General features: G+C 62.2%; 22 protein-coding genes. 11 read left to right on the forward strand and 11 right to left on the reverse strand.

What is annotated here, in order from left to right; genetic code table 11:
* The first annotated feature begins 1 nt into the window (after position 1).
* The 3 genes from AC1DY9_RS21775 to AC1DY9_RS21785 all read left to right on the forward strand — a co-directional run bounded on the left by AC1DY9_RS21775 (position 2) and on the right by AC1DY9_RS21785 (position 7,364).
* Positions 2 to 3,898, forward strand: coding sequence for a beta strand repeat-containing protein (locus tag AC1DY9_RS21775; protein WP_457281567.1), 3,897 nt, complete (start codon positions 2 to 4; stop codon positions 3,896 to 3,898).
* On the forward strand, positions 3,885 to 5,438 hold the full coding sequence (locus tag AC1DY9_RS21780; protein ID WP_477667634.1) for an argininosuccinate lyase: 1,554 nt from the start codon (positions 3,885 to 3,887) through the stop codon (positions 5,436 to 5,438). Before AC1DY9_RS21775 ends, AC1DY9_RS21780 begins: the two co-directional genes overlap by 14 nt.
* A 63-nt stretch (positions 5,439 to 5,501) precedes the next feature.
* Complete coding sequence (locus tag AC1DY9_RS21785) at positions 5,502 to 7,364, forward strand: peptide transporter (RefSeq protein ID WP_477667635.1); 1,863 nt, start codon at positions 5,502 to 5,504, stop codon at positions 7,362 to 7,364.
* On the opposite strand, the gene AC1DY9_RS21790 is transcribed toward AC1DY9_RS21785, so the two are convergent.
* Positions 7,310 to 8,548, reverse strand: a complete 1,239-nt coding sequence (locus tag AC1DY9_RS21790) for a cation:dicarboxylate symporter family transporter (protein WP_457281564.1) — start codon at positions 8,546 to 8,548, stop codon at positions 7,310 to 7,312. The genes AC1DY9_RS21785 and AC1DY9_RS21790 overlap by 55 nt on opposite strands.
* Positions 8,549 to 8,765: 217 nt before the next feature.
* Here AC1DY9_RS21790 and AC1DY9_RS21795 point away from each other — a divergent pair, with 217 nt between their 5' ends.
* Positions 8,766 to 9,689, forward strand: coding sequence for a LysR substrate-binding domain-containing protein (locus tag AC1DY9_RS21795; RefSeq protein WP_457281563.1), 924 nt, complete (start codon positions 8,766 to 8,768; stop codon positions 9,687 to 9,689).
* A gap of 416 nt (positions 9,690 to 10,105) precedes the next feature.
* Positions 10,106 to 10,504 carry a hypothetical protein gene (locus AC1DY9_RS21800; protein WP_457306447.1) on the forward strand — a complete coding sequence of 133 codons (399 nt, stop codon included), beginning with the start codon at positions 10,106 to 10,108 and terminating at the stop codon, positions 10,502 to 10,504.
* A gap of 15 nt (positions 10,505 to 10,519) precedes the next feature.
* Here the strand turns inward: AC1DY9_RS21800 and AC1DY9_RS21805 are convergent, their stop codons facing one another.
* A complete protein-coding gene (locus AC1DY9_RS21805; protein ID WP_457281561.1) occupies positions 10,520 to 11,752 on the reverse strand; it encodes a multidrug effflux MFS transporter in 1,233 nt (410 codons plus the stop codon).
* On the reverse strand, positions 11,749 to 12,597 hold the full coding sequence (gene rsmI, locus AC1DY9_RS21810) for a 16S rRNA (cytidine(1402)-2'-O)-methyltransferase (protein WP_457281661.1): 849 nt from the start codon (positions 12,595 to 12,597) through the stop codon (positions 11,749 to 11,751). The genes AC1DY9_RS21805 and rsmI overlap by 4 nt, the downstream gene beginning before the upstream one ends.
* 50 nt (positions 12,598 to 12,647) lie before the next feature.
* On the opposite strand from rsmI, the gene AC1DY9_RS21815 reads away from it, so the two are divergent.
* The 3 genes from AC1DY9_RS21815 to AC1DY9_RS21825 all read left to right on the forward strand — a co-directional run bounded on the left by AC1DY9_RS21815 (position 12,648) and on the right by AC1DY9_RS21825 (position 14,458).
* Positions 12,648 to 13,103 carry a YraN family protein gene (locus AC1DY9_RS21815; RefSeq protein WP_457281560.1) on the forward strand — a complete coding sequence of 152 codons (456 nt, stop codon included), beginning with the start codon at positions 12,648 to 12,650 and terminating at the stop codon, positions 13,101 to 13,103.
* A 99-nt stretch (positions 13,104 to 13,202) separates the two neighbouring features.
* Positions 13,203 to 13,802, forward strand: a complete 600-nt coding sequence (locus AC1DY9_RS21820; protein WP_431098788.1) for a phosphoheptose isomerase — start codon at positions 13,203 to 13,205, stop codon at positions 13,800 to 13,802.
* A complete protein-coding gene (locus tag AC1DY9_RS21825) occupies positions 13,799 to 14,458 on the forward strand; it encodes a BON domain-containing protein (RefSeq protein WP_457281559.1) in 660 nt (219 codons plus the stop codon). Before AC1DY9_RS21820 ends, AC1DY9_RS21825 begins: the two co-directional genes overlap by 4 nt.
* Before the next feature lie 79 nt (positions 14,459 to 14,537).
* Here AC1DY9_RS21825 and AC1DY9_RS21830 read toward each other — a convergent pair whose 3' ends face one another.
* The 3 genes from AC1DY9_RS21830 to AC1DY9_RS21840 form a co-directional block, all read right to left on the reverse strand.
* Positions 14,538 to 15,440, reverse strand: coding sequence for an NAD(P)-dependent oxidoreductase (locus AC1DY9_RS21830; RefSeq protein WP_457281558.1), 903 nt, complete (start codon positions 15,438 to 15,440; stop codon positions 14,538 to 14,540).
* A gap of 175 nt (positions 15,441 to 15,615) precedes the next feature.
* A complete protein-coding gene (locus AC1DY9_RS21835) occupies positions 15,616 to 15,996 on the reverse strand; it encodes a tautomerase family protein (RefSeq protein ID WP_477667636.1) in 381 nt (126 codons plus the stop codon).
* Between the two features lie 83 nt (positions 15,997 to 16,079).
* Complete coding sequence (locus tag AC1DY9_RS21840; RefSeq protein ID WP_457281556.1) at positions 16,080 to 16,502, reverse strand: 4-oxalocrotonate tautomerase; 423 nt, start codon at positions 16,500 to 16,502, stop codon at positions 16,080 to 16,082.
* 116 nt (positions 16,503 to 16,618) lie between these two features.
* Between AC1DY9_RS21840 and AC1DY9_RS21845 the strand changes: the two genes are divergently transcribed.
* Positions 16,619 to 17,566, forward strand: coding sequence for a LysR family transcriptional regulator (locus tag AC1DY9_RS21845; RefSeq protein WP_457281555.1), 948 nt, complete (start codon positions 16,619 to 16,621; stop codon positions 17,564 to 17,566).
* Here AC1DY9_RS21845 and AC1DY9_RS21850 read toward each other — a convergent pair.
* Positions 17,563 to 18,699 (reverse strand): PilT/PilU family type 4a pilus ATPase, encoded by a 1,137-nt coding sequence (locus AC1DY9_RS21850; RefSeq protein WP_457281554.1) that lies wholly within the window; start codon positions 18,697 to 18,699, stop codon positions 17,563 to 17,565. The two genes, AC1DY9_RS21845 and AC1DY9_RS21850, sit on opposite strands and share 4 nt — an antisense overlap.
* Before the next feature lie 188 nt (positions 18,700 to 18,887).
* Complete coding sequence (locus AC1DY9_RS21855) at positions 18,888 to 19,931, reverse strand: type IV pilus twitching motility protein PilT (RefSeq protein WP_457281553.1); 1,044 nt, start codon at positions 19,929 to 19,931, stop codon at positions 18,888 to 18,890.
* A gap of 48 nt (positions 19,932 to 19,979) precedes the next feature.
* Between AC1DY9_RS21855 and AC1DY9_RS21860 the strand changes: the two genes are divergently transcribed.
* Positions 19,980 to 20,699: a YggS family pyridoxal phosphate-dependent enzyme gene (locus tag AC1DY9_RS21860; RefSeq protein ID WP_477667637.1), complete on the forward strand. Its 720-nt coding sequence runs from the start codon at positions 19,980 to 19,982 to the stop codon at positions 20,697 to 20,699.
* Between the two features lie 112 nt (positions 20,700 to 20,811).
* Here the strand turns inward: AC1DY9_RS21860 and AC1DY9_RS21865 are convergent, their stop codons facing one another.
* The 3 genes from AC1DY9_RS21865 to AC1DY9_RS21875 all read right to left on the reverse strand — a co-directional run bounded on the left by AC1DY9_RS21865 (position 20,812) and on the right by AC1DY9_RS21875 (position 23,277).
* Positions 20,812 to 21,378 carry a DUF3617 domain-containing protein gene (locus AC1DY9_RS21865; protein ID WP_457281551.1) on the reverse strand — a complete coding sequence of 189 codons (567 nt, stop codon included), beginning with the start codon at positions 21,376 to 21,378 and terminating at the stop codon, positions 20,812 to 20,814.
* 79 nt (positions 21,379 to 21,457) lie between these two features.
* A complete protein-coding gene (locus AC1DY9_RS21870; protein WP_477667638.1) occupies positions 21,458 to 22,600 on the reverse strand; it encodes an ABC transporter substrate-binding protein in 1,143 nt (380 codons plus the stop codon).
* Between the two features lie 197 nt (positions 22,601 to 22,797).
* A complete protein-coding gene (locus AC1DY9_RS21875; protein ID WP_457281549.1) occupies positions 22,798 to 23,277 on the reverse strand; it encodes an Lrp/AsnC ligand binding domain-containing protein in 480 nt (159 codons plus the stop codon).
* A 109-nt stretch (positions 23,278 to 23,386) separates the two neighbouring features.
* Between AC1DY9_RS21875 and AC1DY9_RS21880 the strand changes: the two genes are divergently transcribed.
* On the forward strand, positions 23,387 to 26,386 hold the full coding sequence (locus AC1DY9_RS21880; RefSeq protein ID WP_477667639.1) for an L-glutamate gamma-semialdehyde dehydrogenase: 3,000 nt from the start codon (positions 23,387 to 23,389) through the stop codon (positions 26,384 to 26,386).
* Positions 26,387 to 26,980 lie beyond the last annotated feature (594 nt).

The raw sequence follows: 26,980 nt of genomic DNA on the forward strand, positions 1-26,980 counted from the left end.
CATGACATACCACTCTTCCCCGGTTTCCCCACGTAAAAGCCGCCCGACGCTGACACCGCTGAGTGCAGCCATGCTGTCAGCGCTTTGCGCCATTTACCCGGTACGGGGATATGCGCTGGACGCCAGCGCCTTACCTACCAATGGTCAGGTCACAGCTGGCAGCGGCAGCATCAGCCAGAGCGGCAACGTCATGAACGTGGTACAGGGCAGCGACCGGATGGTCGCTACCTGGAACACTTTCAACATCGGTAGCGCGGCCAAAGTCAATTTCGCGCAGCCCTCGGCCTCGTCGGTGGCCCTCAACCGCGTCACATCCAGCGATGCCTCGCAGATCATGGGCCAGCTCAATGCCAACGGGCAGGTCTACCTGATCAATCCCTCGGGCATCCTGTTCGGCCAGGGTTCAGCTGTCAATGTCGGCGGCCTGGTGGCCAGCTCACTGAACATCTCGGACGGCAACTTCATGGCCGGCAACAATCGGTTTGAAGCCGGCAGCGCGGGCGGCGCCGTGATCAATGAGGGCAGCATCGTGGCGGCTGACGGCGGGTACGTGGCGCTGCTGGGTGCGCAGGTGCGCAATGTGGGCAGCATCACTGCCCGTCTGGGCAGCGTGATGCTGGGCGCCGGCAAGAATATCACGTTGGACTTCAACGGTGACGGCCTGATCAATATGCAGGTGAGTGACCCTTCGCTGGGCGCCAGTGTGGTGAACCAGGGGCTGCTCAAGGCCAACGGTGGCCTGGTCGTCATGTCGGCCCGCTCCGGCGACGCGCTGATGTCCAATGTGGTCAACAACGAAGGCGTGATCGAGGCGACCAGCCTGCAGCGCCGAAACGGCACGGTCCTGCTTGACGGCGGGGAGGCAGGCATTGTCGCCTTGAGCGGCCGTGTCGACGTCTCCGGCCGCGATGCCGGTGAAACCGGCGGCAGTTTCAAGGCTTTGGGCCAGTACGTCGGTGTGTTCGACGGCGCCCGAATCGATGCTTCCGGCGATGCCGGTGGCGGCACGGTACTGGTCGGCGGCAACTACCAGGGCAGTGGTACCGAGCGCCAGGCCGTCGGAACCTATATGGGGGAGGGCGCCCGCATTCACGCTGACGCGCTCAACAGCGGCGACGGCGGCAAAGTCATCCTGTGGTCCACCGACAGCACGCAGTTTCACGGCGGCATCACGGTGCTGGGCGGCGGGCAGACCGGCAGCGGCGGCCTGGTCGAGACCTCTGGCCACCACCTGGATGCAACGGGTTCGGTGAATATCAGTGCGGCCTCCGGCAAGGGCGGCACCTGGCTGATCGACCCCTACAACATCAACATCACGAGCGCGGCAAGCTCCGGCGCGACCGGGAGCTCGCCCTTCACCTCGAGCGGTGCAGCCAATTCCACCCTGAATTCGGGCGTACTCAACGCTTCGCTGTCCGAAGGCGCCAACGTGATAGTCCAAACCTCTGCCGCCGGCGGCACCGCGGGCGACATCAATGTGCTGGACAACGTCAAGGGTGTGGGCAATGCCTCGCTGACCCTGCAGGCGCACCGCAACATCATCATCGGCAGCGGCCGCGTCATTTCCAACGGCACCGGCAAAAGCCTCAATGTCTCGCTGGTCTCCAACTACGGCGACACCGGCAACGGCTCGGTGGCATTGACCGGCAGCACCATCACCACCAACGGCGGGGCCATCACCATCAGCGGCGGCAGCAATCCGCTGACCGGCTATGCCGCCACTAACCAGAGCGGCGCCTCGGGCGTGGCACTGAATGGCGCTTCGCTGAGCACCAGCGGCGGCAACATCACGATACGCGGCGCCTCCACCTCGACAAGCGCCACCACCAGTGCGGTGAATATATCCGGCGCCTCCACGCTCAATGCCGGTGGCGGCAACATCTCCATCCTGGCCAATGTCGCCAGCGCCAGTGCGACCGGCGACGCCTTTGTGCTCACCGGCGGCAGCAACGTGCTCACCAGCGGCGCCGGTTCCATCACGGTGGAAAGCATCAACCTGGGCAGCGGCAATGGCACGCGCATCTTCAGCACCAACAACACCCTGGCCGCCAGCGGCTCGGGCAATCTGACGATCAGCGGCAATGCCAGCTCGGGCTTCGGTGTGCTGATCTGCTCGACGGCCAGCACCTCCACGCAAAAACTCAGCGTGGGCAGCGGCAACCTGACCATCCAGGCCAATGCCAACGGCTTTGCCGGTGCCGGCCGCGGCGTTTACCTCGCGGCCTCCGGCAACGGCGCCGTGGTGCTCAATGCCACGGCGGGCGGCGCCATCACGCTGGGCGGCAGCAGCACCGGCAGCTACGGCACGGTGCTCAACTCGACGGGTTCCGGCTCTTCCATCAGCATCTTCTCCGACGGCAACATCACGGTGGCCGGCAACACCTCGGGCGGCACCACGCCGGCGCTGGGCCTGCTGAGCTCGGGCAGCGGCACCAGCGCGGCCACCGCCTCGCAGGTCAACATCAACAGCACGGCCGGCGCGCTCAAGCTGCTGGCCAACAACAGCGTGGTCAACCCCACCACCGGTTCTTTCAAGGCCGTGTCGCTGGACGCCAGCGGCGCCTACGCCAGCATCAACCTGGGCACGCAGTCGGGTGCGCTGACGCTGGACGGCACCAGTTATTCGGGGCGCGGCGTAGACATCGCGCCTTCCGGCGCCAACGCGGCGATCAACATCAGCACCGGCAGCGGCGCCATTGCCGTCAACGGCAACAGCACCAGCAGCTTCGGCGGCTACGGCATCTTCCTGAACTCCACCGGCAATTCGAACGGCGTCAACGTCAGCACCGTGAGCGGCAACATCACGCTGCGCGGCGACTCCATAGGCACCTCGGACGCCATCGCCCTGGGCGGCAGCGCCACCAGCACCAACTCGGTCAACAACATCGCCTCGCAGGGCGGCAACATCACGCTGGTCGGCAACTTCCACTCGCCCAACGTCGGCGAACTCGACCACGGCATCGCCATCCAGAACGTCGCCAACCGCATCCAGACCACGGGCGCGGGCAATGTGACGCTGGTCGGCAACGCCGCCGACCAGGGCAACGGGGTCAGCATCTACGGCGGAGGAAAGGCCCTGGTCAGCGTCGAGAACGGTGCGCTCGCAATCACCGGGAGCAGCGTTTACGGTGACGGGGTAGGCGTGCTGACCGGCAACAACGTCATACGCGCCACTGGCAGCGGTTCGGTGAGCGTGGCCGGCAGTTCCACTTATGGCAGCGGCGTCGCCATTTACCCGTCGACGGCGACCAGTTCCGCCGCCATTTCCACGGTGTCGGGCAAACTCTCGATCACGGGCAACAGCAGCGCGGCGTCTGCGGCGCCGGCAGTTCTCCTGCGCACTGCGGCCTCGGGCGCCGCCAACGGCATCAGCATCACATCGGGCAGCGGCGACATCGACATCCAGGCGACGACCGCCGGCTCCGGCGAGGGCCTCTCTATCGTCGGCAGCAGCGCCAATGCCTTCAATACCGTCAGTACGGGTGGTAACGGAAATCTTCGCGTATCGGGCTCCGGCGGCAGCTATGGTGTGCGCATAGACGGCGGCACCAACAAGCTGCAGGTGGAAAACGGCGTCTTGCTCATTAGCGCCAGTGCGCCGAGTGGGCAGCCCTTCAGCCAGTCTTCGGACGCCACGACGATCACCGCCACCGGATCCGGTGTCGTGCTGCGTAATCTCGGCGGCAAGATGAGCAACAGCCTGACCAGCGCCGATTCGGCCGCCGCGACCGCCGCGCTGCAGTCGGATATGGCCGGTAGCGACTGGATGGCGCCCCTTGTCGGCGATACTGCATCCCCATCCTCCAGCGGCGGAGCGGACAGGCTCACTATTTCCGTGGTGTCGTCCAATGCCAATCTCAATGCATCCGCCGCAGGCAAAGAAGATGCAACGCCTTGAACCTGCGTCCGCCGCGGCGTTCACTGGCTCCATAATGCCGCGCCGCGCCGGGCGGCTGGTTCTGCTGTTGCTGGTATCGCTGTCCGCTGTGGCTGTCGCCGCAGACAAGAAAGCCGGGCAAGCCGAGCACGACAACTTCCATTTCCTCGGCGAGATGAACAAGGCCTCAACCGTGATGGTGGTCGAGACAAAAATCGTCCCGCCTGAGCTTGGGAAAAAAATCGCGCGGGCTGTTGAACAAGTGATCAGGGAAGGCAACCAGTCGGGTGCCAAGCGCCCGGGTGACTATTTGCAGTATGAGCCGTTGATCCTGGCGTTGGCCGGCCCCGACGGTTCGCGCATGCATTCAGGCCGTAGCCGCCAGGACATCCTGTCCACCACGCGGCGCCTGATCCAGCGCGAGCGTGCGCTAGTTCTAATGGACGCGATGATCCAATCGAAAGCGCAACTACTGGCTGTGGCCGAGAAGAACCTGGACACCATCGTGCCGGCCTATACCAACGGCGTGCAGGCCCAGCCCACTACTTACGCGCACTACCTGCTGGCCTTCGCCTCGGTCTTCGGGCGCGACAGCGCGCGACTGAAGGAGGCTTATGCGCGCCTCAATATGAGCCCGCTGGGCGCGGGCGCGCTCGGTACCTCGAGTTTTCCGGTGAATCGTCAACGCCTGGCGGAGCTGCTGGGTTTTGACGGCGTGGTGGAAAACTCCTACGACGCGGCCCAGCTCGGCGCGCTCGACCAGGGCGTGGAATTGGTGGGCCTGTGCAGCAACGCGGCGCTGATGATAGGCCTGCTGGCGCAGGACCTGCACACCCAGTACCACCAGACCGCTCCCTGGATCACCATCCAGGAGGGGCGGCTCACCGGCACGAGCAGCATCATGCCGCAAAAGCGCAATCCTTATGCCCTCAACGTGCTGCGGCTGCAGGCCAGCGAGGTGGTGGGCGGCGCCTTCACCTACCAACTGGAGGCGCACAACGTCACGCCCGGCATGCCCGACTACAAGCGCGACCAGGTCGAGAAAACCCTGGACCTCACGGCCAATGCCTTCGTGAAGCTGGCTGACCTGATGAACCACCTCGTCATCGATCGCAACCGCGCGCTGCAGGAAGTTGACGCCGATTACTCCACCACCACCGAGCTGGCCGACATCCTGCAGCGCGACGCCGACGTTCCCTTCCGGGTCGGCCACCATTTCGCCTCGGACCTGGTCAACTACGGCCGCGCCAACAAGCTCAAGCCCGCCGAGATTCCCTTCGACGTCGCCAGGCAGTTGTATGCAGAGGCGGTGAAGGCCTTTGATTTCCCACGGGCGGAATTTCCGCTGACGCAGGAGCGCTTCCGTACGTCGCTGACCGCGCAGAACATGCTGGCCTCCAGCAAGGGCCTGGGCGGTCCGCAGCGCACGGAGACCGTCAGGATGCTGGCGGCCGAGAAGAGCCGGTTAGAGCAGGACTCCGCCTGGCTCAAGGCGCAGCAGGACAAGCTCGCGCGTGCCCAGTACAACCTGGACCGCACCTTTTCCGGGCTGGTCCAGTGAGTTTCACGGCGGTAGCGGCGATACTGGCGCTGTCGGCCTGACGGGGCCATCGACAAGGGCACCATGGCTGACGATATTTTTTCGCTGGAGAATTTCGAATACCTGTGCTACTCCCGCCAGCAGGAGCCGGCTGCGCGAGAGCTGGTCAAGCTGCTGCTGCTCATAGACAGGAACTACGGCAACCTGGACGGCAACTTCGCGCTCAGCCTGTCGGCCGCCATAGGTGCGCAGGAGCGTGACGCGCACGGCCTGACCCGCCTCACCAGCGCCATCTCGGCCCTGTTTTCCGACCCGACCTTCCATGTCTCGCCCGGCGGCTTCGGCCAGCTCATCAACTTCCAGCGCTGGTTGTCGGCGCTGTTTGCCGCCAGCGCCTTTGTCCATTGCGACCATATCCTGAGGTCGCTCAATTTCCTGGGCTCCGGCGCACCGGAGTTCCACGTGAGCGAACGGGATCTCGTGAAGTTCTGCATCCTGTATTCCCCCGAATCGGAAATCCCGCTGGACGTGGAATTGCTGTGGCGGCAGAACAAAAAGCTGGCCGCCGCGCTGTTCACGGCCCTGCTGTCGCCGCGCTTTCTCGGCTCGCCAGCTGCGCATTCCAAGCGCGAGGCGCTGCTCGCCTGGCTCCCCGCCCACCTCGAGGAAATCGAAAGCCTGGACATCCTGCCGGTAGGCATCCTGCACGACGTGTACATGCACTGCAGCTACGCCGACCTGCCCGACCGCCACGAGATCAAGCGCCCCATCAACCGGCTGGTTCGCAAGAAGCTCGAGGCGCTGGGCCTGGGGCGCGTTGCGCCCGCGCTCGCCGCGCAAAGTGCGGACAAGCCCATCATGCTGGTACTGCTCGAGTGGTTCTCCGGTGGGCATTCGATTTACCGCACGCATTCCAGGACTTTGGAGGCCGCTCGCCGGCATTTTCGCCTGGTGGCCATTGCTTACCCCGGCAACATCGACGAACTGGGCCGGGCGGTGTTTGATGAGGTGATTGATTTCGCCGCGCCCAATGACATGATCGCCTGCCTGCGCCAGCTGCACGCGCTGGCCGGCTCCCTCAGGCCCGCCGTGTTTTACATGCCCAGMGTCGGCATGTTTCCCATCACCATGTTCGCGGCCAATCAGCGCCTGGCACCCGTGCAGGTGGCAGCGCTGGGCCATCCCGCCACCACGCATTCCGACCGTATCGATTACATCAGCGTGGAAGACGATTTTGTCGGCGATCCCGCCTGCTTCAGCGAAACCCTGCTGCGTCTGCCGAAAGACGGGCAGCCCTACCGCCCGTCCGCCATCGAAGTCTCGCTGGCACGGCCGCAGCGGCAGGACTCGGCGGTCGTCAACATCGCCGTGGCCGCGACCACCATGAAGATCAATCCGAAATTCCTGGTGACCTGCCAGAAAATACGCGCGGGCTCACGCAAGCAGATACGGTTTCATTTCCTGATTGGACAGGCAACCGGCCTGATCTATCCGCAAGTGCGAAGGGTGATACGCCGCTATCTGCCGGACGCGGAAATCTACGCGCACCAGCCCTACCCGGACTACCTGGCTATCTTCAGCCGCTGCGACATGTTCCTGAGCCCCTTTCCCTTCGGCAACACCAATGGCATTACCGATGCCGTGACGGTCGGTTTGCCCGGCGTGTGCAAGACAGGGCCGGAAGTGTTTGAACACATCGACGAAGGGCTGTTCCGCCGGCTGGGCCTGCCGGACTGGGCCATCGCCGACAGCGTGGAGGGCTACATTGCCGCCGCCGTTCGCATGGCTGACAACTACCCGGAACGGGCTGCACTGTACCGGCAGCTGGAGCGGCCCGAGTGCCTGAATACCTTGTTCGAAGGCCGTGCGGAATGCCTGGGCGAACGCCTGTATCAGATCTGGTCGGCGACGGCGGACGAGGAGGAGGCCTTGCCCGACAGGGCCTGATGCATCGCTTGGCGGTCCAGGGCTTTTTCCCAGGCGCACACGACGACGCAGGCCACGCAGTTGCCGAGCATGTTGGTGAGGGAGCGGCATTTCATCAACCGCTCTATGCTCAGCAACAGGACAATGCCCGCGATCGGTATGAGGTTCTGGCTGGCCAACGTCGCGGTCAGGGCCACAAAGGCCGAACCGGCGACGCTGGCGGCGCTCTTGGATGTCAGCATCGCGATGCCCAGCAGTGACAGCAGTGACCAGAAACCCAGCTCGACATGCGCCACCTGCGCCAGGAAGATCGCCGCCATGGCGATATAGATGTTGCTGCCGTTCAGGTTGAAACTAAAACCGGTCGGCAGCATCAAGCGCGCCACCGGTTTGGCGCAGCCCATTTTTTCCATTTTTCCGACCAGACTCGGCAAGGCGGCTATTGACGAAGTGGTGAAGAAGACCAGCAGCAGCTCTTCTTTGACATAGGCGACCAGGCGGAAGATGTTGCAACCGGCGGCGCGCGCGAGAAGGCCCATCACCACGAAGACAAACAGGATGCTGACGAGATAAATCGCGGCGAGAAAATGCAGCAGTGGCAACACCGAGGACATCCCGTAACGGCCAATCATGAAGGCGACTGCACCGAATGCAGCCAGTGGGGCCAGCTTCAGGACCATGCCGACCATGCCGAGCCATACTTGCTGCACCGCTTCGATGAGCTCCAGCAGCTTGTGCCCGCGTTCACCCGCGCGCGCCAGTGCAATGCCCGACAGCAGCGCCAGCAGCAGGATCTGCAGGTTGTTGTTGCCGGTGAAGGCGCTGGCAAATGTCGGGGGGATGATGTTGAGCAAAAAGTCGGTTGTGCTTTCCGCGGCCTTTGCAGGCGCAGCGCGCTGTGCGACGTCAGCCGCAAAATCTGGCGCGAAACCCTTGCCGGGCGTCAGCAACAAGGCGCCCAACATGCCCGCCAGCAGCGAGATCAAGGTCATGGCCTCGAAGTAGATGATGGCCTTGACACCCACCTTTGTGGCCTGCAGCCGGTTGCGCATGCTGGCGATACCGGACACCACCAGGCAAAAGATCAGCACGCCGATCAGCATGCTGATCAGGCGCAGAAAGCCGTCGCTGAGGGGTTTCATCATCGCGCCGACTGAGGGAAAAAAATTCCCCAGCAGGATGCCGGCGGCAAAGGCGAGAGCCATTTGCGCAATGGGATGGCAAAGCGTTCTTCTGATTTTGATCATCGATCACCCAGTCTACGGGCGGCTTGGCCGCCACGGCGCGGGGGCCGCGCCATACGGTTGTTTTTTGCGGATGGACGGCGAGTATCAAGACGCGAAGGTGTCACGCATCGTCGCGGGCATATACATAAAATCCGAAAATACGATCCCCGATACCTAAAAAAGATGGGCTGACACCATGGAGCTGAGACATCTGCGCTACTTCCTGATGGTTGCCGAGGAGCAGCATTTCACGCGCGCCGCCGAGCGGTTGAATATGCAGCAGCCGCCCTTGAGCCACCAGATCCGGCTGCTGGAAGAGGAGCTGGGCTTCGAATTGTTCCGCCGCCACCCCAAAGGCGCGGCGCTGACGGCCGGTGGCGCGGTGTTTTTGCAGGAAGCCCAGGCCATCCTGCGCGGCGTCGAGCAGGGCGCGGCACGCGCCGCGCGCGCCGCACAGGGCTTTGAAGGCACGCTGGCCATAGGCTTTACCAGCTCTGCCGCGGCTCATCCTTTGATTCCGGGGATCATCCGGGCCTATCGCGGCGCCTATCCCGATGTGCACCTGGACCTCAGGGAAGCCAATGCGGCGGAATTAACCGAGGGCATAGACAGGGGCAAGGTCAATATCGCGATTCTGCGTACGCCCGTCAGCCATCCGCGCGGTGTGAGTTTTTTTTCCTTGCTCGAAGAAGAGATGCTGCTGATTCTGCCGGTGGGCCATGCGCTGGTGGCGGGCGCCGCCAAGGGCAAGATGCCGGTCATTGATCTGAAATCCCTGGCTGATGAGCAGTTCATTCTGGTGCGCAGACACGGCGCACCAGGCATGTATTCGGATCTGATCGAAGCCTGTGAACAGGCGGGCTTCACGCTCAGGATCGCCTCGGAGGTGGAGCGCATGCTGACCAATATCAGCCTGGTCGCGGCGGGCGCGGGCGTTTCCGTGGTTCCCGCATCCATGAAGGATTTTCACCGTGAGAGCGTGGTGTACTGCCGTATCACCAATGCCAGGCCCGCGCTGGTGGCGCCTATCACGCTGGTGAGCCGGGAAGACAGCAACTCGCCGGCCGAAAAGAATTTCCTGGATCTGGCCAAAATATTTGCGCGGCAGCACAAAGCCTGAGTGCGTGCGGGTACATGGACACCAAACATCTCGGCCCCCAGGCGGGCTCAGTACAAAATGAGTCGGCGAGTTTGCTTGGGGCCTAGTCCAATCCGTTGAATCCCGGCTTCGAGCCGTTGCCCTGCACCATGGATACCAGAAACAATGACAGCGGCAGTCCGGGCGTCCTCAGTGGGTGCGGCATGATGCAACAATCCGTGATTCGGCCCGCGTAGTGACGATCAGTTGGGCACAACTTTAAAGCAGAGGCCACGGTGCCACACACGGGGAACATTCTGGCCGGGATGGAGTCCCAAGTCTTGTGATCAATTCAATTTCAGGCAGGAGTAACCGTGAGGGTATTTAAATTAGTTTCCGGTCTTGTTGTCGCGGCGCTGTGTGCCGCCGGCTGCGCGTTGACAGCGATAAAGCCCGGCATGACCCGTGAGAACGTCATCGCGCTTCGCGGAACGCCGTCCCGGGTGGTGCCGCTGGATGCGGGAACCCGGCTGCAGTATTCGGGCCAGCCGCTTGGTCAGTTCGCCACGATGGTAGATCTGGATGCCGCCGGCAGGGTCATCGGCGTCCGCGAGGTTCTGACGCCAGCAGAGTTCTCAAGAGTCCAGCCGGGCAAGTGGACGCGCTCGGATATGGAACGCGAATTTGGCCGGCCGGCAAAGATTGACCGTGTAGCGTCATGGTCCGGCGACATCATGACTTACCGCTGGCGAGACAGCGATCAACCCATGTTTTTCTGGGCTTACCTGGACGGCAACAACGTGGTGCAGCGCATCGGGCAAGGCATGGAATTTCCCATGCGAGTCAATGATCGCTGATGGGCGTATTGCACGCTAGTCGGGTGTTGCGGAGCGGCCGATATCCGGCCACCGGTGATGCAGATACACCCAGGCAACCAACCCGATGCACATCATCCCGAGCGAGACTGCCGCCAATGCCCGGGTGGAGTGCATTGCGAGCGGGGCGATGACACCGGCAACAATGCCGTTGGCGGTTGAGCCCACGAAGGCCTGAAGGGAAGAAGCCATGCCGCGCCGTTCAGGATAAAGGTCCAGCACCAGCAGCGTGACGACCGGCACCATCAGCGCCCAGCCGAATGCAAACACTGCGATCGGAAAGAGGGACCACGAAGCATGCGGGGCGAACAGCATGTTGGCAATCAGGTTAAGCACCGAGGTGACCAGCATGATGACAAAGCCGTGCCGTATTTGCTGCTTGGGGGCAATCTTTCCTGCCAGGCGGCCGCTCAGCCACGCGCCGGACATGATGCCGGAGATTGTCAGGATGAAAAACCAGAAAAATTCGGTAGGCTGCAGTGCCAGGTGTTCCCCCAAAAAAGCGGGCGCTGACAGTACATACAAAAACATGCCGTTGAATGGCACGCCGCTGGCCAGCGCCAGCAATAAAAAGCGGGGACTGGAACCCAACTGCCAGTAGCCCCGCATCAGGTGCCTGACTTCAAACGGCTGGCGTTCCAGCGGCGGAAGTGTCTCGGGCAAGAACCGGAAGTTGGTAGCCCACAGGATCACACCCACTCCCGTCAGAAACCAGAAGATGCTGTGCCAGCCCAGATGCACAAAAAGCCAGCCGCCGACAATGGGCGCCAGGGCTGGGGCCACTCCGAAATAGATGGTGACCTGGCTCATGACCTGTTGGGCCTGAGCCGGCGGGTACATGTCGCGTATGACGGCGCGCGACACCACAATGCCCGCACCTGTCGACAAGCCCTGCATGGCCCGGAAAAAAACCAGTTGCCCGATGCTTTGCGACAGCGCGCAACCGGCCGACGCCAGAGTGAATAGCGCGATTCCCCACAACACCACCGGCCTGCGGCCAAAACTGTCGGCCAGCGCGCCGTGAAACAGGTTCATGAAAGCAAAACCGAACAGGTAGGCCGACAGCGTCTGCTGCATTTCTACCGGTGATGCTCCCAGCGACTGCGCCATGCCGGAAAAGGCGGGAATGTAGGTGTCGATGGAAAACGGCCCGAGCATCCCGAGCACAGCCAACAAGGCGGCAAGCGTCCAGCGTGGGGCGCGCCAGAGTTCGTCGGCGTTGGGGTTCATTCTTTTTTCAGCTTGAGTGCGGTGTCATAGAGCTCGTTGCGCCCCACGCCGGTGATTTCTGCCGCGACTTTTACAGCAGTCTTGAGCGGCAACTCCGCCAGCAACAACTGCAACACCCGTGTGCCATCTTCAGGGTTATCCGCAGCGGCGCAAGGATGCAGCACCAGTGCAAATTCACCGCGCGTACGCTGGGCGCCAGCAGCCAGCCAGCCGGAAAAATCCTGCGCCGGCACGGTCGCAATTTCCTCGAATTGCTTGGTCAGCTCACGGCCAACGGTGACCAGGCGGGCTTGCAGCACCGCCAGTGCTTTCGCAAGCGCCTCGATGCGGTGCGGCGCTTCCAGAATCACGATGGCCCGGGTATCGGTTTGCAGCTGCTGGATGGCCTGGTCGCGTTCACCGGCCTTGCTCGGCAGAAAACCGGCGAATACGAACCCGGTGTCACCGCCCGGGCTGCTCAGCCCGGCCACGCTGAGCACCGCGGTGACGCTGCTGGCACCCGGCAGGGGCATGATGGCCAGGCCAGCGGCACGAACGGCGGCGACCAGGCGGGCGCCGGGATCGCTCACGGCCGGCGTGCCGGCGTCGCTGATATAGGCCACGCGCTCACCCCGCTGCAGGCGTTCGATCACCAGGCCTGCGGCCTCTGCTTCATTGTGTTCGTGCACCGCCAGCAGGGGCTTGTCGATGCCGTACTGCCGTAGCAGGGGCTGCGAATGCCGTTTGTCTTCGCAGGCTATGGCGTCTACCAGTTGCAGTACTTGCAGGGCGCGCAGGCTGATATCGGCCAGGTTCCCGATCGGGGTCGCCACCACATAGAGCGCGCTTTCCGGATAATGCTGCATGCCTGCTGCGGCGCGTGCCGCATTCAGTGCCAGGTCGAAGGAAGCGTTCAATGTGGTTTTCCAGAAAACAGGTTGCCGGGACGGCGTCAAAAGCGACGGCCCTTCAGGCCCCAGCCTCGCCTGGGCAGGTTACCACCAAGTCGAGGGGTGATGCTGCGGAAGCTGCCGCGCGCGCCTACCTTGCCAAGGCCGGACTGGTATTGGTCGACACCAATTATCGGACGCCGGGCCGCGGTGGCGGCGAGATCGACCTGGTCATGCGCGCACCCGACGGTACCTTGGTGTTTGTGGAAGTGCGCCAGCGCACCGGCGTCTCGCACGGCGGCGCCGGCGCCAGCATCAGCCCCGCCAAGCAGCAGCGAATCATCTTTGCCGCGAGGCACTATCTCATGCGTTTCGGCAGCCCACCGCCTTGTCGATTCGACGTGGTCCTGGTCAACGGGCCGCAGGATGACGGGGCGGCTCCTGACATTGAATGGCTGCCCGGAGCTTTCGACGCGTCCTGAGCGCCGGGAATGGATGGCGGAATTTGTAACCATCCATTGCCAGCCTGCGCAAACCCCTCCGGGGCCGGCGGCGCAGTCCGACCCGCTATCATTGACCCCATGCTTGAACAACGTATCGAACAGCAGTTCATTGACAGCGCCGACCTGAAATACCAGGCGGCACAGGTCCTGTCCAAACCGATTGCGGCCGCAGTGCAGGCCATCCTGGCCAGCGTCACCAGTGGCGGCAAAGTCCTGGCCTGCGGCAATGGTGGCTCGGCAGCGGATGCCCAGCACTTCGCTGCGGAGTTTGTGGGGCGCTATGAGCGTGAGCGGCCCGAGTTGGGTGCGATTGCGCTGACGACCGACAGCTCCATCCTCACCGCCATTGCCAACGACTACGACTTCACGGTCATCTTCTCGAAGCAGGTGCGTGCCCTGGGCGGCGCCGGCGACGTATTGCTGGCCATCAGCACCAGCGGCAATTCGGCCAATGTGCTGGCCGCCATCGAAGCCGCCCATGAGCGCGAGATGACCGTGGTGGCGCTGACGGGGCGCGGGGGCGGCAAGATGACCCATGCCCTGCGCGAAACCGATGTGCATATCTGCGTGCCGCATGAGCGGACCGCGCGTATCCAGGAAGTGCACCTTCTTGTCCTCCATTGCATTTGCGATGGTGTGGACACCCAGTTACTTGGCGATCAGGAGACCTCTGTATGACATATGCCCCGTTGAAACGACTCGCTCTGGCCATTGGTACGTCGGTATTGCTTGGCAGCGCCCTGACAGCCTGCTTTCCTTTGGTGGTGGGCGGCATGGCCGGCGGTGCGCTTGTTGCCACCGATCGCCGTACGTCGGGTGCGCAGCTGGAAGACGAAGGCATTGAATTGCGCGCGCTGAGCCGGATTCGCAGCAATGTGGGTGATCGTGTTCACGTCAACCTGACCAGCTACAACCGGCAGGTCTTGCTGACGGGGGAAGTCCCCAATGCCCAGGACAAGCAACTCGTCGAACAGATCGTTTCGCGTGTGGAGAATGTGAACTCGGTGGTCAATGAGCTTGCCATCATGGGCAGTTCCACTCTGACGCAGCGCTCGTCCGACACCCTCGTCACTGGCCGTGTCAAGGCGATGCTGATTGACGCACGTGACCTGTCGTTGAACGCCTTCAAGGTGGTGACCGAACGTGGTACGACCTACCTGATGGGGCGCGTTACACAGCGAGAAGCGGATCGTGCCACAGACGTGGTTCGTTCCACTCCGGGTGTGCAAAAAGTCATCCGCATGTTTGAAATCATCAGCGAGGAAGAGCTGGCACGCATGCTGCCGTCAAAACCCGTAGAGCCGCCCGCCGGCGCCAAACCCGCCGGGAGTTGAAGTTAGGGGCTGGCAGTGCTGGCCTCGCCAGCACTGTCGTTCTGCTTTTCGTCCGCTTTTGTCGGGTTCGGCCCAGTCTTTATTTCAGGCGCTTGATCAGGCTCGATGTGTCCCAGCGCTGGCCGCCCATGGCCTGCACGTCGGCATAAAACTGGTCGACCAGGGCCGTCACGGGCAGGCGCGCACCATTGCGCTTGGCTTCGTCCAGTACCAGGCCCAGATCCTTGCGCATCCAGTCCACGGCAAACCCGAAGTCAAACTTGTCGGCCACCATGGTTTTGCCGCGGTTGTCGAGCTGCCAGCTTTGCGCTGCGCCTTTGCCAATCACGTCCAGGACCTGGTTCACATCCAGACCGGCCTTCTGGCCAAACGCCACCGCTTCGCTCAGGCCCTGTACCAGGCCGGCAATGCAAATCTGGTTGACCATCTTGGTAAGTTGCCCCGCGCCGCTTGGGCCCATCAGCGTGAAGGCTTTTGAAAAAGCCATGCCCACTGGTTTCGCGGCATCAAATGCTGCGGTGTCTCCGCCGCACATCACTGTAAGCGCGCCATTTTGCGCACCTGCCTGGCCACCCGAGACGGGCGCATCTATGAAGTGCAAGCCGATCTTGGAGGCCGCCGCGGAGAGTTCACGCGCCACATCGGCCGAGGCCGTGGTGTGGTCCACGAAGATGGCGCCCGGTTTCATGCCGGCCAGCGCTCCATCGTTACCCAGTACCACGCTGCGCAGGTCGGCATCGTTGCCCACGCAACAGAAAATGACGTCTGCACCTGCAGCCGCCTCGCGCGGCGTGGCGGCTGCACGGCCCTTGAACTCGCTCGTCCAGGAGGCAGCCTTGGCGGCGCTGCGGTTGTAGACCGTGACGTCATGGCCCGCCAGCGCCAGGTGCCCGGCCATCGGGAAGCCCATGACACCGAGGCCCAGGAAGGCGACAGTACGTGAATCGGAAGTTTCGTAGGTTTTGGGGTGAATTGATGACACAGTTAAATCTCTTGAGGCCCGTCGGGCAAGGGGGTTTGGGTAGCAATGATTATGGCTTGATTGCGCGCTTTGCCCCGTGAACCTCCCTGTTTTCCCATGAAGGAGCAGCTTCACATTCATGACGCATCTCAGCGCGTTGGGGGGGTATGCAAAACAGACTGTCCTGCCCCATTTATTAACTGAATTGCATCATGCCGTTTCCAAAAGACCAGTTCTCACGCGACGTCTCAACCAGATTGATGATGACGTCGGCCGCACTAAAGCTGCAATTCGACGAGATTTGTTTTCCGATTTCCCAGAAGAGCGCCTTCTTCATGTCCAGCGATCGACCGGGGGCACAAAATATTTGAATAAAAACCACGTGGGCGGAGTGCGTGACCCCAAGGAATTCTTCGGAGCAAATGAGTTGGCGCGGTGTATGACGCGTGAGCGTCTGGAAGCGATCCGGCTCCGGCACATTGAACGTGTCTACCAGGGCTTGGTGCACAAGGCTCGACACGGCCGAAAGCTCTTCGTCCGGCGTGGTGTCAGGAAGGTCAATTCGTACGAGAGGCATGAAGTTTCCTTTTGGATTAATCGGTTGGTGCGCTGTGCGGGCGACGGAGGTGAATGTGGGCAGTGGTCAGTTCCCGCGCTTGCCTAGCCTGCGGCAGCTCCAATGGCCATTCCCAGGTCGGCGTTGGTATAGGCTTTGCCGGCAATTCCCCAAGCACCCTCCACCGCATAGGTCACGTTGACAAAGGTGCGCTCTCTCGGGTGTTTTCCCGCCTTGAGTTCGTCAATGATGTCTGTTGCCGCCTTGACGAAGTTGTCTTTCACCGACTGATCGGGGAAGGTGACAGAAGGGACCTTAACCTCTATGACCGCAAGCGACTGGGGTTTGCCGCCGGCATAGCTGTGCTCTTCAGGGTAAATGTCGACATGCCCGATGACTGCGGGAGTCATGAAGGTGTTTCCGCTGAGGCCGTGTACCTGCAGCAAGGCGTCTGCAACTCTGGAGAAAACCTCGCGCTCGCCGGCCGGCGTTAAAAGTCCCTGCGATAGCTGGATGGAGATGGGCATAAAAATCCTTTGAAGAGCGACGGCACAACATGTCCGCGCGAAGTGAACTGTGCCCATGACGGCGCCCGCTGGAAATCCCCCCGAATGCATAATGCTTGTGTCAAATCTGCACAAGCATGAAAAACCTCAGCCTTGACGACTTCTCGCTGTTTGCGCAGCTTGCATCTGCCCAGTCGCTCTCGACAGTAGCGAGGGAACGCAACGTTGCGGCCAGCCATATGTCGCGGTCGCTCGCGCGCATGGAGGCTCAATGCGGCCTGCGGCTGATGCACCGGACCACTCACAGCCTCTCTCTCACTGACGAAGGTGAGGTCTTCCTTGAATACGCCCAGCGCATCCTTGCCGAACACAGGCAATTGCAAAACAGCTTCGCCAGCCGAAGCCGCTCAGTGGTGGGAACGGTCCGTTTGAGCATCAGCCAGATTCTTGCTGAATATGTACTGATTCCCCGGCTGGGCAAGCTGCGGGCCTTGCACCCGGAATTGAAGCTGGACCTGCATCTGGATGATCGCCTTGTCAGCATGGCCGATGAGGCGATGGATATCGTCGTGAGGGCGGGTGTTGCACCTGCGCAGACGGCCATTGCCCGTAATCTTGGAAGCCATGGGCGTGCTTTGTACGCCTCACCCGTGTATCTCAAGAAGCATGGCGTTCCGCGTGCGCCGGCAGATCTTCAATTGCACAGCCTGATATCAAATACCACTTCGATTACCCACAATCAATGGACCTTCGAAGAAAACGCGGTCGTCACCCCGCTCACGGTGCAGGGGCAGTTGCGCGTCAATAGCAGCGCTGCGGTGGTTTCACTTGCCTTGGCGGGAGCCGGCATTGCCCGGATCAACGACGTTATCGGCCGCGAGCTGGTGGCGCAAGGCCGGTTAAAGCCGGTGCTGGCCCGGCACACGGTGAGCGATGTCTATTCTATTGATGCGGTGATTCTGGCCGAACGCCATCGGGCTCCCAAAATCCGGGCCACTATCGATTACCTTCAGGTCTGCTTCGCGGCCTTTAGCCCTTCGAACTCAGCCCTTGGCCGGAACGACGCCGGCAGTTCAGCGGCTTAGACGATAGCGAAGTTTTCCGTGCCTGCAGCCAGGTCGACGGACTTGGCACGCTGCGAGTTGAGCTTGATCTGCAGGCGCAGGTCGTTCACCGAGTCGGCGTTGCGCAAGGCGTCTTCGTAGGTGATGAAGTGGCTCTCGAAGGCGTCGTACAGCGCCTGGTCGAAAGTCTGCATGCCCAGGTTGCGACTTTTTTTCATGATCTCCTTGATTTCGGAGACTTCGCCCTTGAAGATCAGATCGGAGATCAGAGGCGAGTTGAGCATGACCTCCACCGCCGCAAAACGACCCTTGCCGTCCTGCTTGGGCACCAGCCGCTGTGAAATCATGGCCTTCAGGTTGAGCGAGAGGTCCATCAGCAACTGGGTGCGGCGCTCTTCGGGGAAAAAGTTGATCACGCGGTCCAGCGCCTGGTTGGCGCTGTTGGCATGCAGGGTGGCCAGGCACAGGTGGCCGGTTTCCGCGAACGCGATGGCGTGTTCCATGGTTTCGCGATCGCGGATCTCGCCCATCAGGATCACGTCGGGCGCCTGGCGCAGCGTGTTTTTCAGGGCCGCTTCCCAGCTGTCGGTGTCCAGGCCCACTTCACGTTGCGTGATCACGCAGTTCTTGTGCGCATGGACAAATTCCACCGGGTCTTCAATCGTGATGATGTGGCCGAACGACTGTTCGTTGCGCCAGTCGACCATGGCCGCCAGCGTGGTGGATTTACCCGAACCGGTAGAGCCCACCAAAATGGTCAGGCCGCGCTTGCTCATCACCACTTCCTTGAGCACCTGGGGCACACCCAGCCCGTCGATGGTGGGCAGCACGGCGGGAATCGTCCGCATTACCATGCCGACCTTGCCCTGCTGGATGAAAGCATTGACGCGAAAGCGCCCCACGCCGGGCGGCGAGATGGCGAAATTGCATTCCTTGGTGCGTTCGAATTCGGCGGCCTGCTTGTCGTTCATGATGGAACGGGCAAGGGCGAGCGTGTGGCCGGCGTTCAGCGGCTGCGGCGACACCTTGGTCACCTTGCCGTCGACTTTCATGGCCGGTGGGAAGTCGCCTGTGATGAACAGGTCACTGCCATTACGGCTGACCATGAGTTTCAGCAGATCATTGATGAATTTACTGGCCTGGTCGCGTTCCATTTGCGACTCCTTTCAAACAAACTCTGTCGTTGCCGGAAACTCGGCAGGATCGGTGACGGTGGTTCTCTCTTCAATCAAGCAGGGGCCGCGGAACCGGCTTTGCCGGGCCGCAGGCGCAGCGGCCCCGTACGTAAGGAAAGGGGCAGCGCGCCGTAGGCTCGAAGTGACAAGCGTGGGGGCCATAGCTTCTAGCCGGGGAAGTTTTCCGGGATTTTTGCCTTGCCGCGGGCTTCGGCAGCAGAAATCACATTGCGCTTCACCAGTTCGGTCAGGTTCTGGTCCAGCGTCTGCATGCCCACACTGTTGCCGGTCTGGATGGATGAATACATCTGGGCGACCTTGGCCTCGCGGATCAAATTGCGGATGGCGCTGGTGCCCAGCATGATTTCGTGTGCAGCCACGCGGCCCGCACCGTCTTTGGTTTTGCACAACGTTTGCGAGATCACGGCCTGCAATGACTCGGACAGCATGGAGCGGATCATTTCCTTTTCCTCGGCCGGAAACACGTCGATGATCCGGTCAATGGTTTTCGCGGCGCTGGAAGTATGCAGCGTGCCGAAGACCAGGTGGCCCGTTTCAGCGGCCGACATAGCCAGCCGGATGGTTTCCAGGTCACGCATTTCACCCACCAGGATGGCGTCCGGATCTTCCCGCAGGGCCGACTTCAGCGCGGCGTTAAAGCTCAGGGTGTGCGGACCGACTTCGCGCTGGTTGATCAGGCACTTTTTGGATTCGTGCACGAATTCGATCGGGTCTTCCACCGTCAGGATGTGGCCGTACTCGTTTTCGTTCAGGTAGTTGACCATGGCGGCCAGTGTGGTCGATTTGCCCGAGCCGGTGGGGCCGGTGACCAGCACCATGCCCCGCGGTTTCATGGCCAGGTCGCCAAAAATCTTGGGGGCGTTGAGCTGTTCCAGTGTCAGGATTTTGGATGGAATGGTCCGCAGCACCGCACCGGCGCCGCGATTCTGGTTGAAGGCATTGACGCGAAAGCGCGCCAGTCCGTCGATTTCGAACGAGAAGTCGACCTCCAGGAACTCTTCGTAGGTTTTGCGCTGGGTGTCGTTCATGATGTCATACACCATGGAATGCACCTGCTTGTGGTCCAGCGGATCGATGTTGATGCGCCGCACGTCGCCGTGAACCCGGATCATGGGCGGCAAGCCTGCCGACAAATGCAAGTCAGACGCCTTGTTCTTGACGCTAAAAGCCAGCAACTGCGTGATATCCATCCCGGGACCCTTTGAAAATGGTTTTCAAACTAAGTTTACAGTTCGATTATGACCACGATTGTGCGCAATCTCCAGCTTGTCCGTGACCGGATAACCACGGCCTGCGTAGCTGCCGGGCGCAATCCGGCGAGCGTACGGCTGCTGGCGGTCTCCAAAACCTTCGGTGCGGACGCCGTGATCGACGCCGCGTCGGATGGGCAGCGCGCCTTCGGCGAAAACTACATCACCGAGGGCGTAGAGAAAATTGCCACCCTCCGCGCCTGGCAAGGCGCTGAGGCTCAGGGCGCTGCGATTGCGCTGGGGTGGCATTGCATCGGCCCGGTTCAGAGCAACAAGACCCGTCTCGTGGCTGAGCATTTTGACTGGGTGCAGTCGGTCGATCGCCTAAAAATCGCCCAGCGGCTGAGCGAGCAGCGGCCGCCCGGTTTGCCGCCGCTCCAGATCTGCCTGCAGGTCAACGTGGATGACGGCGCCAACAAGTCGGGCGTGGCGCCTGAGGATGTCCTGGCGCTGGCGCAGGCGGTTGTGCAGCTGCCGAACCTCACCTTGCGCGGCTTGATGGCAATACCGGAGCCTGCTATCGATTTTGTAGCTGCTTGCGCTGTCCACGCGCGGACAAAAGCCATTTTTGACGAAATCAATGCGTCAGGTGCGTTGCCTGCACCCATGGATACGCTGTCAATGGGCATGACCGCCGACCTGGAGGCGGCGATCCATTCGGGCAGCACCATGGTGCGCGTAGGCACTGCGATCTTCGGCAAGAGATAGGCCCCCACGGTCGCTCACTTCGTGTAGCTCCCTGCCCCCCGAGGGGGCCGCTGCGCCTGAGGCCCGGCAAAGCCGGTTCCTCGGCCCCTGCTGGTGAAGAGATCTCCCTCGGTTATTTCTTCGGTGGAGTGATCGGCTTGATCGTGCCGCAATCAGCCGACAGCCATTTGCCTGCAGCATCCATGGTCATCTTCTCGGGCTTGCCTTTGACGGTGGTCGTGGTGTTCATCTTCATGGTGTAGGCGGTGTCGCCGTTGAAGGTCATCACACCTTCGCCGCTGGAGGGCGGTTGGGTGCACACATAAGAAATCTTGATGGTGTTGCCGCTGCGCGGCGACTGGGTGGTTTTGCAGTCGCCTTGCTGCTGCTGGGGCATTTCGTTGCGCTCGGCCATTTCCTTGGTGATGCACATCTTCATGCTCATGCCACCGCCGGCGCCGGGCCCCATGGACATGCCCTGTTTGCCCATCATGTCCTGCATCTGCTTGCGCTGCTCGGGCGACATGCTGGCCAGCTGCTTTTCCATGTTGGCCATGGCYTTTTCCATCTCGCCGGAGCTTGATTGCATCTTGCTCGTCATTTCCCACAGGCCTGGTTTGGTGGTCTGCGCAGAAACCCCGGCGGACAGGGCCAGCGTGACAACAGCAAGGGCGGCTGGAAAGGGGGTAGAAAGCTTCATGGGTGTTCCTGGTGAATGGCAAACAGGGGATGAGCCCGCATTATTGCCAGCATGGGCCGTTTTGCAAGTTTCGATGCCGTCAGCGCATGAATTTTCCGCCACGCCCGATGATGGTGAGGTCGGTGAAGCGGGAGCCCTCGTGACTTTGGGGGCTGTAGTTCACCGTGAAGCCACCCATGTTGTAGTCGCGCATGGACTCCAGCGCCGTCACCAGGCTCTCACGGGTCAGGTTCTTGCCGGCGGCCCGGCGCAGGCCTTCGGTAAAGACCTTGGCCACCAGAAAGCCTTCCATGCTGGAGAAGTCAAAGTCCTTGTGGCCGCCCTCAGCCATGCGTTGCTGGTATTCACGCACGATGGCCGATGAGGGTGTGTAAGGGAAGGGCATCACCTGCGAAATCGTCACGCCCGCCCCGGTGTCTCCCAGCTCTTCGGCCAACGCCTTCGAGCCGACAAAACTCACGTTGAAAAACTGGCCGCCATAGGCCTTGGCCCGTGCCTGCCGGATCAGCGCGGCGCAGGACTTGTAGGCACTGATCTGGATCACGGCCTCGGGCGTGACCTTGAGTATTTCTGCCAGCGGCGCGGCAACATCCACGCTGTTGCGCTCGACCGTGACGCTGGCAGCGGGCTTGAGGTTGCGCCGGGTCAGAGCCCGCATCACGCCTTCCAGCCCGGCCTTGCCATAAGAGTCGTTCTGGTAGAAGACCGCGATTTTGGTGATGCCGACGGTGCTCAGGTGCTGCACGATGCGCTCGGTCTCATCAAAGTAACTGGCGCGCACGTGGAACAGGTTCCGGTTGAAAGGCTCGCGCAGGCCCTGTGCGCCGGTGAACGGGCCCACCAGCGGAATGCCTGCCGCGTTGATGGCCGGCACCGCGGCCAGGGTGGTGGGTGTGCCGACCGAACCGATCAGCGCGAACACCTTGTCTTCTTCGATCAGGGCCTTGACCGCGGCAGCGGCCTTTTCAGGTTCATAACCGTCGTCCCGCGAAACCAGTTTGAGGGTGCGGCCGTTGATGCCGCCGGCGGCGTTGACGGCATTGAAGTGCGCCAATATGCCCAGTTGCATGCGCTTGCCCAGCTCGGCGGCGGGGCCGGTCTGGGCGGCGAATTGCCCGACGCGTATTTCGGTATCCGTCACGCCGATTTCCGCCGACTGCGCCGCTGCGGCGACAAGCATCCCCACCAACACGCCCAAACGCCACCATGGCTTGTTTTTCATCAGGGTCCTCCGTTTTTTTCGTGGTGATGGTTTTTTCACCATCTGCATATGCAACTTCCTGCATATGTGCACTGCAAGGTAGTCCAATGCGCACGGCTTGGCAACGCGGTTAGTCCGGGTGCGGCTGGATTTGAGCGGGAATCCGTGAGAAAAGTGCCGCTAACGCGGCCTTTTCAGGCAGGCAGCAGATGCCCGGCCTAGACCCCCAGCGCCAGCCGGGTGGTATTTTTCACCTCTTCCATCACCGCGTAAGTGCGGGTTTCGCGCACACCCGGCAGCTGCCACAGCACGGTGCCGGCAAAAGAGCGGTAGGCCACCATGTCGGCCATGCGGGTTTTGAGCAGGTAGTCAAAGCCGCCGGCCACCATGTGGCATTCGGAAATTTCAGGGTGAACCTGCACCGCCGCCTTGAAGGCTTCAAACACATTGGGCGTGGTGCGGTCCAGCAGGACTTCGACAAACACCATCATGCCGGCGCCCAGCTTGAGCGGGTTGAGCAGGGCTTCGTAGCCCAGGATGTAGCCGTCCCGGCTCAAACGCTGCACCCGCGCCAGCACGGCGGTCGGCGACAGCGCCACGCTCTCGGCCAGCTTGAGGTTGGAAATCCGCCCGTCCTGCTGCAGGACATTCAGGATTTTCAGGTCAATGCGGTCAATTTCGGGTGAGGCTTCAAACATGCGTAGTGAATTATTCTGTGAATTGCGTAAATTTAGCGGGAAATTCGGCAACATTCAACAGAACATCATCGTATTGACTGAATAACCGCCATTTACCGTGAAAACCTCCATGAACCACTTGAAGCCTGCATCTCCGCGCCTGCCCTTTCCGTACCGCCCTGAAGCCGGCATTGTGGCCGCGCACCTGCAGCGCCTGACCGGCGCGCTCGACTGGGCCGCGGCGGCGCACTCCGCCCAGCCCTGGGTGCAGGCCGTGCGTGACAACCCGCCGCCTTTCTGGGCGATGGAAAGCCTGCTCAAGGAATACCCGATCTCCAGCGCGGAGGGCTTGGCCCTGATGCGGCTGGCCGAAGCCTTGTTGCGTGTGCCGGACGCCGAAACCGCGATTGCCCTGACGGCTGACCAGCTCGGCCGCGCTGATTTCGACAGCGCCGGCGACGGTGTGATGGCGCGCCTGTCGGCTTCAGCCATCGCCATGTCCAAGAAATTCCTGCCGGAAGGCGGCCAGCCCCACATCATGAGCAAGCTGGGCGCGCGGACGGTGGTGGCTGCCACCTTGCGCGCCGTGCAGCTGCTGGGCCGGCAGTTTGTGCTGGGGCAAACCATTGCCGACGCCATGGCTGAAGCCGATGACAGCCGTAAAAAGATTCCCAGTCTCCGCTTCAGCTACGACATGCTGGGCGAGGGTGCACGGACCGACGCCGACGCGTTGCGCTATCTCGCCAGTTACACAAATGCTATCAAATCCATAGCTGCTGGCGCAGATCCAGCGGGCGCTACCGAGCAAAACGATGGTATATCCATCAAGCTCAGCGCGCTGCACCCGCGCTACGAGGATGCCCAGCGCGACCGCGTGATGGCCGAGCTGGTGCCGCGCGTCTGGGGGCTGTGCGAGCTGTCGGCCCGGGCCAATATCAACCTCACCATCGACGCCGAAGAGGTCGACAGGCTTGAGTTGTCGCTGGATGTGTTTGAGGCTTTGGCTGCGCTGGTGGCCCAGCGCCACCCGCAGTGGCAGGGCTTTGGGCTGGCCATGCAGGCCTACCAGACCCGCGCGCTGGAGCTGATCGAGCACATCGCCGCCATCGCCCGCAAATACAAGCTGCGCCTGATGTGCCGCCTGGTCAAGGGCGCGTACTGGGATTCGGAAATCAAGCGCGCACAGGAGATGGGCCTGCCGCACTACCCGGTCTTCACGCACAAACACCACACCGATGTGTCGTACCTGGCCTGCGCGCAGGCGCTGCTGGCCGCGCCCGACGCCATTTACCCGCAGTTTGCCGGCCACAACGCCGCCACCATCGCCGCGATTTTGCAGATGGCATCGCGCAACGCCGTACCGTTCGAGCTGCAGCGCCTGCACGGCATGGGCGAGGGCGTGTTCCGCGAGGTGCTGAAGAACCCGCTGATCAGCTGCCGCGTTTACGCGCCTGTGGGCGCCCACCGCGACCTGCTCGCTTACCTGGTGCGCCGGCTGCTCGAGAACGGCGCCAACTCCTCGTTTGTGCACCAGCTGGCCGACGAGTCGGTCGGCATGGGTGAGCTGCTGACCTCACCGATGCGCCTGGAGCCCGAATCTTCTTTGCCGCTGCCACCCGCGCTGTACGGCCCTGGTCGGCCCAACAGCCTGGGGCTGGACCTGACAGTGCAAAGCATGCGTGCGCCGCTGCTGGCCGCGCTGGCGACCACGCAGGTTCCTGTGGTGCCGGTGTTTGATGCCAAATCGGCCGACAGGGCAATCGTGACGGGCGCGAGCAGCTATCAAAAATGGAGCAAAGTACCCGTTGCCGGGCGGGCTGCCGTCTTGCGCCGTGCTGCCGGCGCGATGGAGCAGCAGATGCCGAAGTTCTGCGCGCTGCTGGTCAAAGAGGCCTTCAAGACCTGGGGCGATGCCGTGTCTGAAGTGCGCGAAGCGGTGGACTTCCTGCGCTATTACGCGGGCGAAGCCGAGCGCATCATGCAGCCAGTGACGCTGCCCGGCCCCACAGGCGAAACCAACGAGCTGCGCCTGTCGGCGCGCGGCGTCTGGGTCTGCATCAGCCCGTGGAACTTCCCTCTGGCCATCTTCACCGGTCAGGTTGCGGCGGCACTGGCCACCGGCAACGCTGTAATGGCCAAGCCCGCCGAGCAAACCCCCGGCGTGGCGTGGGAAGCTGTGAAGCTGCTGCGTGAAGCCGGTGTGCCCGAAGGCGCGCTGCAACTGGCGCACGGCCCCGGTGAAACCGTGGGCGCCGCGCTGGTGGCGGCACCGCAGGTGGCCGGCGTGGTGTTTACCGGCTCCACCCAGGTCGCCAAGATCATCAACCGCGCGCTGGCCGCCAAAGACGGCCCCATCGTCCCGCTGATCGCCGAGACCGGCGGCATCAACACCATGCTGGTGGACAGCACGGCCCTGCCCGAGCAGGTGGCCGACGCGGTGGTGCAAAGCGCGTTCCGCTCCGCCGGCCAGCGCTGCTCGGCGCTGCGCCTGCTGTGTGTGCACGAGGGCATCGCTGAGCACGTGATCGAGATGATCAAGGGTGCCGCGCAGGAGCTGGTCGTGGGCGAGACGGCCGACCTGGCGACGGATGTCGGCCCGGTGATCGACCGCGAAGCCTTTGACAACATCCAGAAGCATCTTCAGCGCCTGAATTCAACGTCAAAAGTGCTTGTAAGCCATGCAGAACGGGCGCAAGCAGCTCCTGATTCAATAGCAAATGCCATCCCCCCCGCAGCCTTTGAAGTACGCAGCCTGGCCGAAGTGAAAGACGAAATCTTTGGCCCCGTGCTGCAGATCGTGCGCTGGGGCAGCGGCGAGTTGGCCACGCCGGAAGCCGTGATCGCGCAGATCAACGCGCTGGGTTACGGCCTCACGCTCGGTATCCAGACCCGCATCGACTCGCGCGCACAGGCACTCGCGGCCAGCGCCCACGTCGGCAATATCTATGTGAACCGCAACATGATCGGCGCGGTGGTGGGCGTGCAGCCGTTCGGTGGTGAAGGCCTGTCCGGCACGGGCCCCAAAGCGGGTGGACCGCATTACCTGTATCGATTTTGTGCCGAGCAGACTGTCACTGTGAATACGACGGCGGCGGGGGGGAATGCGGCGCTGCTGGCTGGAGGGGCCTGACGGGGTGCTCTTTGCTGAGTGTTGCTGGCCGGGGGTAGCCCGGCAGCTACTTACTTTTCTTTTGCTTCGCCAAAAGAAAAGTAAGCAAAAGAAAAGGCGACCCTGCTGTCTGCGTCCCCTGCGCTTCGCTGCGGGGCAACCTGCGGTGCTCGGTCCAGGCGGGGTCTCGCTCGAACTCGCTTCGCTCAGACAATCGCGATCCCTGATCCGCCTGAACCTGCGCTCCTCGGCGCAGACAGAAGGGGCAATCGGGAGCGGGGACTGAAGACAAATGCCAACTCCAATACCAACAAGGACACGCCATGGCGTGTCCTTGTTTCTTCAGGTATTCGGGTTCTGGTATTCGGTTGTTGGCTGTTCGGTATTCCTCTCCCACCCCCTTGTGGATGCGCCGAGGAGCGGAGGGCCAGACGGATCAGGGCAAAAACTTGTTTGAGCGAAGCGAGTTGTTTTTGACCCCGGCTGGACCGAGCACCGCAGGTTGCCCGAAGCGCAGCGAAGGGACGCAGGAACCAGGGTCGCCTTTTCTTTGCTTACTTTCTTTTGGCGAAGCAAAAGAAAGTGAGTTGCATGCCGGGCAACCCCCGGCCAGCA

Source organism: Polaromonas sp. P1_F6, assembly GCF_056405695.1.